The following is a 14,623-nucleotide window of genomic DNA, read 5'->3' as shown; positions in this document are numbered from 1 at the left end:
CCGCACATCCTTGAGTACGGCCGGCTCCACCGCGAGCGGGTCGTCTTCCATGACGCAGAAATCGGCGCGTTTGCCGCACTCGATGCTGCCGATCTCATGGTCGAGCTTGAGGGTGTAGGCCGGGCCCAGCGTGATCGCGTGGCCGCCTGCGCATGGCGGTCGCTGAGCAGGCGCAGGGTTTCAGCGCGGTACGAGGCCTTGGATTGTTCCGACTCCGTCAAAGCAGACTGGGCTTCTGCCATGCGGGCGCGTGCGGTGAGCAGGTCGCGCTCGAGTTCGATGCGCTCGCGCGTCTTGTCTTGTGTGGCGTGGCTGGATACAAAACATTTGTCGACCAGCCGCTTGTAGTCTGCCTCTCGGGTGCGGGCAGCGGTATGGTTGCATCCAGCTTGGCGATGGTCTGGTTGACGGTGGCCAGCTCTGGGCGGCGGCGGTTGGCTTCGGCGTCGAGCTTGGACAGCTTTGCCTTGATGTCTTGCCATTCGAATTGGAGTTGGGCCTGCAATGCTGCTTCGGCGGGCTCGGCGCGCGCGGAGTCGAGGCTCCCGCCGGCCGTCAGAGACTTGCCGTTTGTCCTTGCTGCACCCTGAGTTTGCGAATATGGCGGGCCGGCTGCTGGAGGAACCAAAAAAAAGGAACCAGAGGGTCAGCTCGATACATTGCATGTTGATGGTACAAGGTCAATCCGACCCTCGTCCTTCTGACCCTCGTCGTTTCGCGTCGCCTTGCGAGGCCTTAACGCTGGCGGTCATCGGGCGCCGCAGGCCATCCGACGGAACAGCCTGTTCGATCGCACGCAGGCACTCACTCACTCACAGCGATGGCCCTTTGCCTCGGTTTGCGTGCCAGACTGAAAGCACAGTAAGTTCATCGCCGCGCAGCTGGTAATAGACAAAGTATCGAATGCGGCCGAGGTGAAGGCGACGCACGCCCGATACCCTTGCATTGCCAACTAGAGTGCCGATTCCGGGTTGGCGTAGCGAAAGACCAAATGCACCGTGAAGATCGGCGCGAAACGCATCTGGTGCAGCCGGCCGGTTCTCCAGCCACCACCGTTCGGCCCGTTCGATCTCACCGGCAGCTCGAAACGCGACACGCAGCCTGCGCGGCATGGCCTAACGCAGACGGTCCAGTCGAGCAAAAAGCTCCTCAGCGGAAATTGTTTCCCCGCGGTCCGCTTCTTCGATCGCTTCGACCAACTTCGCTTCCTCTTCCAAAGTAAGCTGAACCGCGTCTTCCGTCTCACGCGTCAACACGACAAGCGTTTCGCCGTCCGGGAGATCTAGCCCCTCGACGATCAGCCGCCCAGCCACAACAGTTCCAGTAGCAACCTGCATCGGCTACATGGTACTCCCGCAAGCCTTTGACGTCGAACGCGTAGCGCTTACCTGCCGCGAGGCCAAGTGTGTAGACGCCTTGAGCATCTCGTGCGTCCTGCGTAGCGTAGCTGGATACAAAGCCCTGGTAGGCCGGATGCTTACAAATGGCCTCGGTTTTGCGCCTGGGCTCTACCCCTGAGGGCCGGCGGCATTGCGTTGGCATGGCCGCCGGCCCTCCTGCGGCGGCTTGCCCGACGGCAGCGCCTCGCATGGCGCTGGCGTTCACATCGGCTGGCGGGCGGCGGGGCCGATCACTGCCAGTTCGCCGCGATCACCGGATTGAGCTGGCTGGCGTAAGCTGCCGACAGCGTGGTCTCGCCAGCCGCAGGCGGTGCAAATCCCGCCATGGCGCTGACCAGGTTCTGTACCTGGCTTTCGATCAGGGTCTGGCCATTGCTGGTCTTGAACTGTTCGACGTGGAATTGACTCCCCAAGTACCAATTGAGTACGGCGAGCTTGTCGCCGGTACCGATCACGCTCACTTCCAAGTCGTTCGCAACCTGTTGAAACCAGAGCTGATCGGTTGCAATGTCAGCGTCAAAGCGCGCCACGTCCACGTCGGCGCTGCCTGTTGCAAGACTGTCGTCAAACACCTTGTCGACCCCAAAGCCGCGCCCCAACCAATACGTATCACTACCTTGCGCGCCAATCAGCGTGTCTGCACCCGCACCGCCGACCAGAACGTTGTCGCCGCTATTGCCAATGATGGTATTTGCCTGCGTATTGCCAACGCCATTGATGGCGGAGCTGCCCGTCAACACCAGATTCTCGACATTCGGCGCGAGTGTAATCGATACGAAACTCACCACGGTATCCGTTCCTGCGTCGGCGTCTTCGGAAATAGCGTCTCCGATGTCATCGACAACAAAAACGTCGTTTCCACCGCCACCAAGCAAGATGTCGGCACCGGCGCCGCCGTCCAGGATGTTGTCACCACCATTGCCGATGATGGTATTGGCCTGCGTATTGCCAACGCCATTGATGGCGGAGCTGCCCGCCAACACCAGATTCTCGACATTCGGCGCGAGTGCAATCGATACGAAACTCACCACGGTATCCGTTCCTGCGTCGGCGTCTTCGGAAATAGCGTCTCCGATGTCATCGACAACAAAAACGTCGTTTCCACCGCCTCCAAGCAAGATGTCGGCACCGGCTCCACCGTCCAGGATGTTGTCGCCGCCATTGCCGATGATGACATTGGCCTGCGTATTGCCAACGCCATTGATGGCGGAGCTGCCCGTCAACACAAGGTTTTCGACTTCGTTGAGTAACGTAAGACTGATGCTGCTCAAGACCGTGTCGGTCCCCTGGCCCGCGTTTTCGTAGGTGACATCACTGACGTTGTCAACGACATACGTATCGTCACCTGCACCGCCTGCCATGAAGTCCGCACCCTGGCCACCATCGAGGCGGTTGGCTCCAGCATTGCCACGCAACGTGTTCTGCCCCACATTGCCAGTGCCGTCGATGCTGGCTGTGCCAGTCAGCTCCAGGTCTTCCACATTTGCGCTGAGCGTATGGCTAACGGAGGCCCGCACGATATCGTGTCCCCCTCCTGCTTGTTCGACCACCGTATCGCCCAGGCTGTCGACGACATACAGGTCATTGCCAAAGCCGCCTGTCATCGTATCCACCCCGGCGCCTCCGTCCAGCAGGTCACCGCCATTAATGCCAACGCGAATCGCGCCGTCACCGCTCAAGGTGCCATAAGCTGAATATGTATTGAAGCCGTCGAACGCGGTCGCACCAACACCAAAATCAGTGTAGGCTCCAGCCGTCTTGGCATCGATTGTTCGACCGTTGACCTCTATCTGGTCCACGAACAAATTGCGGTCCCGTCCCAGATCGGGACGACTTGCGTCATTGGTAAACACCAAGTCCACGTTGGCAGCCGACATGCCCAGTGGCGCCGTGACCGTGTAGGCCAGAAAATCACTCGTCGCAACGTCGAACGTCTGCACCAGCGCGCCACCAATCCACACCTCCATGATCGGCCAAACACCTTCACAGATGCTTCCTTTGGCGTAGATCGTCAGACTGTTGACCTGCGTCGGCGCCCCGGTCTCCGAGGCTGCATCGCCAACGAGCACATCGTCGCCATCACCACCGTACAGTTTGTCGTTGCCCTCTCCACCTTCAAGCGTGTCGTTGCCGGAGTCTCCAGTCAGTACATTGTTGGCACTGTTGCCAGTGATCACATTTGCAGCCGTATTGCCTGTGCCGTTGATAGCGTCCGAGCCTGTCAGAGCCAGGTTCTCGACCTCGGCCCGCAACGTGTGGCTGACGTCGCTGAGCACCGTATCGGTGCCTCCACCAGCGATCTCGTAGGTTATGTCGCCCACGTTGTCCACTACGTATACGTCGTTGCCCGCGCCGCCCTCCATGCGATCCGCGCCGGTGCCGCCATTCAACGAATCGGCCCCTTCGTGACCAAACAGTTTGTCATCCCCGTCGCCCCCCCATAACGCATCATCTCCCGACCCTGCCAACAGCACGTCGTTGCCACCCTGGCCCTGGAGGTTGTCGTTGCCACCGCCAGCATAGACCAAGTCATCGTTGCCAGTACCGACCAAGATATCGTCGATGTCTGAACCCACCTGGACGCCACTTAGATCCCAGTAGGCCCCGTCGGCAAATGCGATGCGCTCGATCTTCCAACTCGCGGACAGGAAGAAGTTTTTCATCGTCAATTTGTCACCGCTATCGGCGAGGAACAGATCAAGGGTATTGCCCACTTTGGCAAAACGTACGTCGGCCTGGGTGACACCCGTTTTCAGGCTGATCGTGTCCAGATTGCCGGCAGTGCCATCCATGTCCCAGATCGTGTCCTGGCCGTCGCCTACGCCGAACAGGTAGGTATCATTGCCAAATCCGTTGTACGTGTACGTTCCGTTCCAGTATTCGTATATGCCGCCGGCCAGAAGATCGTTGCCCGCGCCACCGTTCAAGGTGTCGGCGCCGTCACCACCTTGTAGCGTATCGTTGCCCGCGCCGCCGTCGAGCCAGTCAACACCCAAGGAACCATACAAGCTGTCGTTGCCATCGCCACCGCTAAGCGTGTCGTCGTCGTTCTCGCCGGTCAAGGTGTCATCGCCATCACCACCGCTCAAAATATCATTTCCGAGGCCCCCGTACAGTCTGTCATTGCCGCCACCACCGTTCATGGTGTCGGCGCTGGCGTACCCAGTGATGTTGTCGTCACCACCACTGCCCGCCAGCCCTATCGCCTTGAAATCGGCAGTCATCCACACAACAGCCTGAGCGTCGACGAAGCGAACCGCTTCGATCTCCCAATCGCTACCTCCGTAGTAGTTCTCCACACGCACCTGATCGCCAGTACCATTGATCGTGAACACCAGTGCATTGCCGTTGCGGGTGGCTTGCACATCGGTGGGGGCCACACCGGCACTGAAGACGAGCACATCCAGGTTGCCCGCGCTGCTGTCTCTGTCATAGATGCGATCCTGACCATCTCCCCGGCTAAACAGGTAAGTGTCATTGCCAACAGTGTCGTAGTAAGTTTCGCCAGAACCAAATCGCCCACCTATGAGGATGTCGTCCCCAAAGCCGCCAATCAAGACGTCATCTCCTTCCCCACCCTGCAAGTTGTCAGCACCGAGACCACCATCCAGCTGGTCAGATCCTGCGTCCCCAATCAAGCCATCGGCACCGGCGCCTCCCGTGAGCTGGTCGTTGCCGCTGCCACCGACCAGGGTATCGTCGCCCTTGCCGCCGCTCAAACTATCGTTTGCGGTGGTCCCGGTGACGAAGTCCTGCCCATCTCCGCCGTTGAATGTGTTGACACCGAAGTTATAGACGACAACCTCGCCCAAAGGCAGCAGTGCGCTGAGGCCCGCCACGGTCCATACCGTTCCCGGTGCATCCGTAAAGCGGATTTCCTCGACTTGCCAGCCATTGGTGCCGCCACCGCCAAAGTAAAGCGCCACTCGCAGTTGGTCGTCTGTATTGACGATCTCCAGTAGCAGATCATCGCCAATGCGCCGAGCGCGCACGTCCGCCACGGCGACACCCGTCTTGAACACGATCTTGTCCACATTCCCCGCCGTGGTATCCACGTCGAAGATGCGGTCCTGTCCGCTGTCCCTGCCAAACAGGTAAGTGTCATTGCCCGTGCCGGTATAGGTATATGTAGCCGGCTGGTAAATACCCCCGGCCAGAATGTCGTCGCCAGCGCCTCCGTCGAGGGTGTCGTTGCCTGCGTTGCCTTGTAACACGTCGCTGCCTGCATCCCCCTGGAGGATGTCGTCGCCGCCTTGGCCCTGTAGGGAATCGTTGCCAACACCCCCGCTGATTGCGTCTGCACTGTTGAAGCCCACAAGCGTATCGTTGCCCATGCCGCTAGCAAGCAATTTGGCCTTTACGTCGGCATATCGCCATACGGTGGCGGGCGCATCGGCGAATCGGATTTCCTCGATTAGCCAGCCGTTGCTACCGTCGTTACCGAGGTAGCCCTCGACGCGTAGCTGGTCGCCGGTGCCTGCGATTTTCATTATCAGTGCATCGACGTCACGGGAAACCTGGATGTCGGCCACGGCCACCCCGGCCTTGAAAATGATCGTGTCCAGATTTCCAGCAGTGCTGTCGTCGTCGTAGATGCGGTCCTGCCAGTCACCCCTGCCAAACAAATACGTATCGTTGCCCGAACCGCTATACGTGCTGCTCCCCGGTAGGTATACGCCGCCCGCCAGAATGTCGTTCCCCGCGCCTCCGTCGAGTGTGTCGTTACCCTCGTTGCCTTGCAGCACGTCATTGCCCGCGTCGCCACCCAGTGAGTCGTTGCCAAGCCCCCCGGAAAGACCATCGTCGCCTCCGCCGCCACGCACGGTATCTGCACCGGAAAACCCCACGATGGTGTCGTCTTCGCCCGCACCAATGAGCGCCATGGACTTGATGTCGGCCACGTTCCACACGGTCATGGGTGAGTCCACGAAGCGGACCTGCTCGATCTGCCAGCCGCTGGTGCTGGTACCGTCCGCGTCAAACTGGCCCGCGACTAGCAATTGGTCAAGGTCGCTCCCCAATTTGAACAGTAATGTGCTCCCATCGCGCGCAACCCGCACATCTGCCGGTGCCACACCTGCCTTGAACATGATGGTGTCCACATTGCCTACGGCGGTATCCCTGTCAAAGATCGTGTCGCGCCCGTCGCCGCGACCAAAGAGGTAGGTATCGTTGCCAAGGCCCTCGTAGTTCTGGTTGCCGTAGTTTGGGTCACCGTAGTTGGTGTTATCGCCGAGAACATCGTTACCTATTCCGCCGTCAATGACGTCATTGCCGGCACTCCCCTTCAGCACGTCATTGCCATCGCCACCGGTCAGCACATCGTCGCCATCCCCCCCGCGCAACACATCATTGCCCGCTCCGCCACTGAGGGTGTCGTTGCCAGTCTCACCTTCCAGCGTATCGACGCCGTTGCCACCGTCAATTATGTCGTTGCCGGCCGCGCCATTGAGAGTGTCATTGCCCGCGCCGCCAATGAGAGTTTCACCAAGACCGGTGCCACGCAACACATCGTTTCCGTCAGTCCCCGCAAACAGCTTGGCTTGAATGGTCGCCAAGTCCCAAACCGTGCCGTCCGCGAAGACGAACTGTTGCACGCCGTTGTAGCCGTTGCCCGTATCGTCGTTGTAAAAAAAGCTATTGACGGTGAGTTTGTCGGTGGTGCCGGCAATCGAGACTTCGAGCGCGCGGCCCATGGACAAGCTATTGGAGGCCTGTGTGAGCACAATTTCGGAAGACAACACACCGGGCTTGAACCGCAAGGTGTTGAGCTTTCCTGCCGTGGTGTCGTTGATGTCGTTGACGATGACATCCTGACCATCCCCTCTGCCAAACAGGAAGGTGTTGTTGCCCAGTCCGCCGCTTAGCGTGTCGTCACCCGCACCTCCGTCGAGCAGGTCGACTCCGTCGCCGCCAGACAATACGTCCGCACCGGCACCGCCGTAGATCAGGTCGTCTGCGCTGCCGCCATTGAAAATGTTGGCCGCGCCGTCTCCAATATAAATGTCACTCCTGGCGCTGCCGGTGGTGCCGGTACCGACCAACACATCCAGAGAAGCCAGCTCCGTACGAACCGGCGAATTGCCGGCCAGGGCACCGATCCAGTTATCCAGCAAGGACAGTCCGCCGAAGTTGACTGCCGTCAGCGTTGACCCGGCATACCTGTTCAGGTCCACCAGGTCCAGCACGGCGTTGCGTTCGTTGGCTGTCCTGTTGGTGGCAAGCGCCGCCGCAAGCGCGGTGGCATCAAAAGCAACACCGTTTTCATCGACCACCAGCTCGATGCTGTCCAGGTAGGTCTTGAGCCGGGTCTGCACCGCCAACGCGCCGTACACACTCTCTTTGAGTGCGTCGTAGGCCTGGTGGATGAAGACCTCCTGCTGCGCGCTGTACGTGACCACGTTGGTGCTGCCGCTGGCGCGAACCCATTTGTCCAGGATGGTGTTGCCATTGAACTGCTCCAGCGCCGTGATCTGGGCATACAGGGTCGGGTTGCTGGCCGCGAACTGCGCTACGGCCGTGATGGAGCCAGCACCCGCTGCCGGGTTGGCCAGGATGGTGCTGGTCTGGATGCTAGTCAGCATGGAACTCGTGGCACCCCAGCTTTGCACCAGTGCATCCAGATGGCTTTGTTGCAGGTCCCGGGTTGCGTCCGCAGCAAAATTCGTCAGCTTGGTCTGCAGGTCCAGCGCCTGCGTCGTACCCAGGCTCATCGCCGGGCGCAGGTCGCGCACCGCACCGCTGCCCGTCATCTGCGGCAACGCCAAGGCCGCCGCCGTCAATACCGGGTCGTCAGTGAATTGCCGGTAGAAGTTGTTATTGGCCAGCAGCAGGCTGCCCGCCAGATCAGCAGTACCGCTGGCGCCGGTCTCCCCGCCCACACGTGTGAAGCTGCCGCTGAAGGTCTGGGTGTTGCCCCCACCCAGATTGATGTTGGTGGCCGTGCCGCTGACGTTGATGCTTTCAATACCCAGCTGCGCAAAGGTGAACAGCTCGCCGCTTTGGCTGATGCCATCCTGGTTCAGGTCTTTCCACAGCTTGACGCTGGAGAACGCGACATCGTTGGCATCGAATTTTCCGTCGGCAACGCCGCTGGCGTTGGCATCCAGATCGGCAAGGGCGGCAAAGCCGTTGGCGGCCAGCTGGCCGGCATTGGGGCCACGGGTCAGGATGGTGTTGTCGCCAAAGAGCTCGCGGCCCGAGTCGATGGTTCCGTTACCGTTGAGATCGCGTACCACGATGGCCTCGCCGGCCGATATCCAGCCACTGGCGGTCAGGGTGCCATCGCCGTCGTGGTCGAAGTAGATCGGGGCTGCGGGGTTGATGCCGCTGGTGGAGATGCCGCCGCCGTCGAGGTCAAGGACCAGGGGGTCGCGGCGGGGGGCGACCCAATTCAGGGCGCTAGTCGACGCAGTATTTACTTCGACGGATATTGTGGCGCCCTGAGACTCGCGCTTCCTGTACATCTCATAGAAATTGTAAGCAGCGCCTCCAACCGTCAAGACCACCGCCGCAACAGTCAACGCAGGAACTGCGACCCCTGCAATGGCGAATGCCCCGGCAACCATCGCCAATACATTTCCTGTTGCTGTGACAATTTGTCCGATCGTTGCACCATTCGGGTCCGAAGTGACTCCAGATAATGTAAGTGCTACTGTATTGGTCAACAGTCCAAGACCCGGGACAGGCCCCGTTATGGCTGCCACTACTTGGCTAAGCCCAGCAATGGACTCGACCGTGCTACCTGAATTTATGGTCTGAATGACATTGTCGATGGTGCCAATGGATGCGCCCTGAATATCCAAATAAATCGTAATGCCAGTTGAAATAGGTGTAGTCATATATTGATACTCAAAGAAAAATTGAAAGAACCATGCAAACAGTCGTCAAAAAAATAAGCAAGAAATAGGCTGCAATTACTGACTTAGCGAACCAATCATCTCCCTTGGAGTTTCGCCAAATAATTGAAATTGAGTAAGGCAATTTCCTAGTTGCGCTGTAAATAGCAGGTCCAAGCAAGCCAGCCGCAAAAATAAACATATAGATTGCTGGAAACCAGGGATGGATCTGATACAAAACGTCGAATATTTGACTCATATTAGCCTCTGCAATAATCAATTAACCTTCAGTCACCGTAAGCAGCCCATAAGTGTTCAATCCACAGTTGGTCGCGGCTCAAAAGTAAATAATATGGACCCCATTGCCTCCCAGATCGAATGGCGTGGACCGGTTTATCTTTCCCTCAAACTCTCACTCCCCGCCCGCTGCACCGGACTCAGCAGATACTCAATCACCCGTCTCTGACCGGTCTTGATCTCTGCCGTGATATTCATCCCCGGACTCAAATTCACGCGCTTGCCATCGATCAGCATGTCTTTCTGGCTGAAGGTCAACGTTGCCGGGTAATACGAACCCCTCTTCTCATCAGTCACCGCATCGGCAGTGACGATATCCACCCGCGCCGGTACCGTGCCGTAACGCGTATACGGAAAAGTCTCCAGCTTCACCTCAGCCATCTGACCGGCATTCACGAACCCGATGTCTTGGTTCGCGATGCTGACTTCTGCCGTCACCTGCGCAGAATCGGGCACCACGATCATCAGCGGTTGGGCTTCGGTCACCACACCGCCAGTGGTGTGGATGGCCAGCTGTTGCACGATGCCGTCTACTGGCGCCGTCAACTGGGTCAAGCGTTCGCGCTGGCTGGCCTTGCTGAGCTCTGCGTTGAGCTGCAGGTGACGGGTGGCCGCCTGGGCATGACGGTCGCTGAGCAGCCGCAGGGTTTCAGCGCGGTACGAGGCCTTGGACTGTTCCGACTCCGTCAGTGCAGATTGGGCTTCGGCCATGCGCGCGCGTGCGGTCAGCAGGTCCCGTTCGAGTTCGATGCGGTCACGCGTCTTGTCTTGTGTGGCGTGGCTGGATACAAAACCTTTATCGACAAGCCGCTTGTAGTCTGCCTCGCGGGTGCGGGCCAGCGGTATGGTTGCATCCAGCTTGGCGATGCTCTGGTTCACAGTGGCCAGCTCCGCGCGACGGCGGTTGGCTTCGGCGTCAAACTTGGACAGTTTGGCCTTGATGTCTTGCCATTCGGATTGGAGTTGGCCTTGCAGGGCCACTTCGGCGGGCCCAGTTCGGTCGGGGTCGAGGCGCTTGCTGGCAATTCGCTGCTTGCCCTTGGCAGACTGCGGGCCGGCAGCCGGTGAATCGCCCGTTTGCAACGCGTCGCGCAGTGCCGCTGTTCGCCGCTCTTCACTGGCCGCGGTGGTGAGTTGCTCCTGGATACTGGCCTTGTCGGCCGTGGCGACGGTCGCGTCCAGTTCGACCAGCACCTGCCCGGCGACGACCCTATCGCCATCCTTGACCAGTACGCGGCGCACCACGCTCACCTCCAGCGGCTGGATCAGCTTGGTGCGGTCGCTGACGATGATGCGCCCGGGGGCGACGGCCACGATGTCTACCTGGCCGAAGTATGCCCACAAGATAGCAATCACAAACAAAAGCATCAGCGCCCAGGCCAGGCGCCGCGGCGCCGGGTGAACCGGGGTGTCCTGCAGGCTCAGTGCGGCCGGCAGGAAGGCCAGTTCGTCTGCCATGCGCTGTGGTCCGGCCAGAGCGGCGCGGTGTGTCCAGGCGGCGCCAAGAACGGCCCAGTAGCGGGCCAACAGCTCGCTCCAGGGCCGGGGCTGTTGCCGGGTTTCGGCGGGCCCAGCCCCAACGGTACCGGGCGCAGCCTGCACGGCGGCACGGACCATGGGGGGCGTCACACCAGTGGTCATGTCAGGTCGCCTTTGTCAACCGGTTTGAGCCCGTCCTGCATGCGCCACAAACGCGCGTACAGCCCATCGGGTGTGTTCAACAGCGCATCGTGTGCACCGACTTCGACGATGCTGCCCTTGTCCAGCACGACGATGCGGTGGGCATTGCGCACCGAACTCAGCCGATGGGCAATGATCAGCACGGTGCGGCCGTGGCAGATGCGCGCCATGTTGTGCTGGATGATGGCCTCCGACTCATAGTCCAGCGCACTGGTGGCCTCATCCAGTATCAATATGCGGGGATTGGTGAACAGCGCGCGCGCAATGGCGATGCGCTGGCGCTGGCCGCCACTCAGGCCACTGCCTTGCTCGCCGACCACGGTGTCGTAACCTTCGGTCAGTTCGCTGATGAATTCGTGCGCGCCAGCCAGCTGGGCGACATGAATGACATGCTCCAGCGGGGCGGCAGGGTCGGTGATGGCGATGTTCTCGCGCACCGAGCGGTTGAACAACAGGTTCTCTTGCAGCACCACACCCACCTGGCGGCGCAGCTGGGCGGCGTCGATCAGGCTGATGTCGATGCCGTCCACCAGCAGCCGCCCGGCCTCGGGCGTGTACAGGCGCTGCACCAGTTTGGTCAGCGTGCTTTTGCCCGAGCCGGAGCGCCCGACGATACCGATGACTTCGCCGGCCCGCACGTCCAGGCTGACATCACTCAGTACAAGCTGGTTTTGCGGGCGGTACCGAAAACTCACGCTGTCGAGCGTGATGCGGCCCTTGAGCGCAGGCAGCTGCGCTGCGCCGGTGGCAGGCACTTCGGTTCGGGTGTTCAGAATGTCTCCCAACCGAGCCACCGAAATGCCGGTTTGCTGAAAGTCGGTCCAAAGCTGGGCCATGCGCATGATGGGTTGCGCCACCCGCTGCGCAAACATGTTGAAGGCCACGAACTGGCCAACGGTGAGCTGGTTGCCCATCACCAGGTGCGCGCCGTACCACAGCGTGGCGGCATTGACCAGTTTGCCGATCAAGTTGATGCCTTCGTGGGCTACGGTGGCCAGAGTCTGGGTCTTGAACGAAGCCGACACATAGGCCGCCAGTTGGGTGTCCCAGCGCTTGCCAAAGGCCGGCTCCAGGGCGGTCGCCTTGACGGTCTGGATGCCGGTGACGGTCTCCACCAGCATGGCCTGGTTTTCTGCGCCGCGGGCAAATTTGACGTCCAGGCGTCGACGCAAGACAGGCACCACGGCCAGGCTCAGGCCGAAGTACAGTGGCAGGCTGACCAGCACGATCAGGGTCAGCGGCACGCTGTAGAACAGCATCACGGCGATGAACACGAACGAGAAGAACACGTCCAGCAGCACCGTGAGCGCATTGCCGGTCAGGAAACTGCGGATGTTTTCCAGCTCGCGCACCCGGGCCACCGAGTCGCCCACGCGCCGGGTCTGGAAATACTCCAGCGGCAACTGAACCAGGTGGCGAAACAGCTTGGCGCCCAGCTCCACGTCGATACGGCTCGTGGTGTGGCCAAAAACATACGCGCGCAAGGACGTCAGCAGGCTCTCGAACAGCACGACCACCACCAAGCCGATGACCAGCACATCCAGGGTGGTGGTCGCCTTGTTGACCAGCACCTTGTCCATCACGACCTGGAAGAACAGGGGGCTGACCAGGCCGAACAGTTGCAGCATGAACGAGATGACCAGCACCTCGCCCAGCAGCTTGCGGTACTTGACCAAGGCCGGCACGAACCATGAGAAGTCGAACTTGGCCAGCGCACCGGCCAGGCTGGCGCGGCTGCTGATCAGCACCAGCTCACCGGTCCACTGCGACGCGAACAGGTCGATGGGCTCGATCTTGGGGCGACTGCTGGCGCCGTCTGTAGTGACGGCCGGGTCTTGCACCAGCACGCGCTTGGCGTCGCATTGGGCCAACACCACGACATGCAGACCGTCTCCGTCTGTGCGCATCAACGCCAACGCCGGCAATGGTGTGAGAGCCAGCCGCGCCACCGTTGTGCGCACCCGTTTGGCCTTGAGTCCCAACTCTTTGGCGGCCCGCAGCAAATCCTCGACTGTGAGTGCGTCGCTGGATGCCAACCCCAATTGGTGCGACAACGCTGCCAGGTCGGCGGCCACCTGGTGAAAACGTGCAACGACACACAACGCGGCCAGAGCCGCATCGGCGCTTGCACCGCGTGATGGTGCACTGGATTGACCTACGGCCTGAGCGCCGCCGACCGATCCAGCCCGATCCAGCCCGATCAGGCTTTGTATCGTCCTGGTTGGATACCAATGCGCCAGAATTACCGGTCACTCGACTGTGCCCTGAGAGGCCGCCGGTCTAGAGTCCGTGCAGGTGTTGATATCCGAGCCGCACGTCTTTTCACAAACGGTGTTGGGCGGAATCTTGTCATGGTGCTCTTGCGGGAAATTAGCAAGCCCAACTGACTCACTAATTGGTGCGCGTCTGAGTTGCACCTCGCATTCTGACGCGTGACATTACGCAAATCCAAAGTATCGATGACTGCAACGACAAGGCGCGCCCATTCATCGTCTGTCAACCATTCATCCACTGACAGCGGCAAAAAACATGAAGTCTTGCGATCCACTGACAAGAATCGACTCATCGACGCGTGCTCGTATTCATTGATCGCAATTCTCCGTTCTTGCCTGCAATTCACGAACAGGGAATACCCGACGGCAATCAAGCAAATTGAATCATCAGTAATGTCCCAACGTTTTTCAGAAGAGAACAAGTTGGTGAGGCTCGGAACTCGCGTTTGAATCGGTCGGAGGTTGGGTGAGTAGTTGATTTATTGGGTTTGTCTCGAACAGGGTCAGGCTCAGGATTTATGGGAAAGTGATCCAGCAGTCATTGAATGAGAATGCGGAAGGCGCCAGGCATTATGGTCTGTCGGCATCCCACTCATCCATAGCAGAGATCTGGATCATGATACGCGGTCATGTGCAGGTCGGAAGCGTGCTTGAAGGTCTGATCTCCATATTGACTCGCACCAGCCAACAGCCGGTTTGGAGCACGCCATCCGAGATGTTGAATGCCCGGACCCCGTCCGAAGCGAAGTTCTCGACGCCTGTTCTGCCTCACGGACTCCGCTCGATCCTCGGCTGGCCAAGGAGTCCCACCGTGCCGGACTCCGCCGACCGGCGCTCCTACTTCTCGTCGCGCAACCAATACCACTTGTACAGGAAGCGCTGTCCGAGTCTGCGAAACGGCGCGAACGCCTGCGACCGGACCAGTCCGAAAATATTGGGGTACTCCAGTTCGCTGCTATAGATCGGCAGCTGGAACACCGCGCGTCCGGCATCTTGGCCGGCGATGCGCTCGGCCAGCCGCTTGCCGGCCCAGGTCGAGAACGAGACACCGTTGCCGCCGTATCCCACGGCATACCAGACGCTTTGCGACGGATCGGGCCGGGTGATGCGCGGCATCATGTCGTGGCTGACGTCG

General features: G+C 60.0%; 5 protein-coding genes and 2 pseudogenes. 1 reads left to right on the top strand and 6 read right to left on the bottom strand.

All coding sequences use genetic code 11. The features are described 5' to 3' along the window. Positions 1-141: pseudogene (locus tag RMO57_RS12340) on the bottom strand (amidohydrolase family protein); the annotation flags it as partial. A 671-nt stretch (positions 142-812) separates the two neighbouring features. Then, positions 813-1,112, bottom strand: coding sequence for a type II toxin-antitoxin system RelE/ParE family toxin (locus RMO57_RS22010; protein ID WP_414896417.1), 300 nt, complete (start codon positions 1,110-1,112; stop codon positions 813-815). Here RMO57_RS22010 and RMO57_RS12335 point away from each other — a divergent pair. After that, positions 999-1,286: a hypothetical protein gene (locus tag RMO57_RS12335; RefSeq protein ID WP_310387008.1), complete on the top strand. Its 288-nt coding sequence runs from the start codon at positions 999-1,001 to the stop codon at positions 1,284-1,286. The two genes, RMO57_RS22010 and RMO57_RS12335, sit on opposite strands and share 114 nt — an antisense overlap. Before the next feature lie 344 nt (positions 1,287-1,630). Here RMO57_RS12335 and RMO57_RS12330 read toward each other — a convergent pair whose 3' ends face one another. The 4 genes and pseudogenes from RMO57_RS12330 to RMO57_RS12315 form a co-directional block, all read right to left on the bottom strand. Further along, a complete protein-coding gene (locus RMO57_RS12330) occupies positions 1,631-9,241 on the bottom strand; it encodes a calcium-binding protein (RefSeq protein ID WP_310387006.1) in 7,611 nt (2,536 codons plus the stop codon). Positions 9,242-9,631: 390 nt separating this feature from the next. Further along, positions 9,632-10,993, bottom strand: coding sequence for an HlyD family type I secretion periplasmic adaptor subunit (locus RMO57_RS12325; protein ID WP_310387004.1), 1,362 nt, complete (start codon positions 10,991-10,993; stop codon positions 9,632-9,634). Between the two features lie 179 nt (positions 10,994-11,172). Next, on the bottom strand, positions 11,173-13,410 hold the full coding sequence (locus tag RMO57_RS12320; protein WP_310387009.1) for a type I secretion system permease/ATPase: 2,238 nt from the start codon (positions 13,408-13,410) through the stop codon (positions 11,173-11,175). A gap of 915 nt (positions 13,411-14,325) precedes the next feature. Continuing rightward, a pseudogene (locus tag RMO57_RS12315) lies at positions 14,326-14,623 on the bottom strand (FAD-dependent oxidoreductase); the annotation flags it as partial.

It is taken from the genome of Roseateles sp. (assembly GCF_031397715.1).
GTDB lineage: Bacteria > Pseudomonadota > Gammaproteobacteria > Burkholderiales > Burkholderiaceae_C > Paucibacter_A.
Note: the sequence above shows the minus strand (reverse complement) of the source record. Positions and strands in the feature narration are given on the sequence as shown.

Bases quoted from the DNA above. Each gene is read 5' to 3' on its own strand.
- RMO57_RS22010 (WP_414896417.1), bottom strand. From the start codon at position 1,112: ATGCCGCGCAGGCTGCGTGTCGCGTTTCGAGCTGCCGGTGAGATCGAA.
- RMO57_RS12330 (WP_310387006.1), bottom strand. From the start codon at position 9,241: ATGACTACACCTATTTCAACTGGCATTACGATTTATTTGGATATTCAG.
- RMO57_RS12325 (WP_310387004.1), bottom strand. From the start codon at position 10,993: ATGGCAGACGAACTGGCCTTCCTGCCGGCCGCACTGAGCCTGCAGGAC.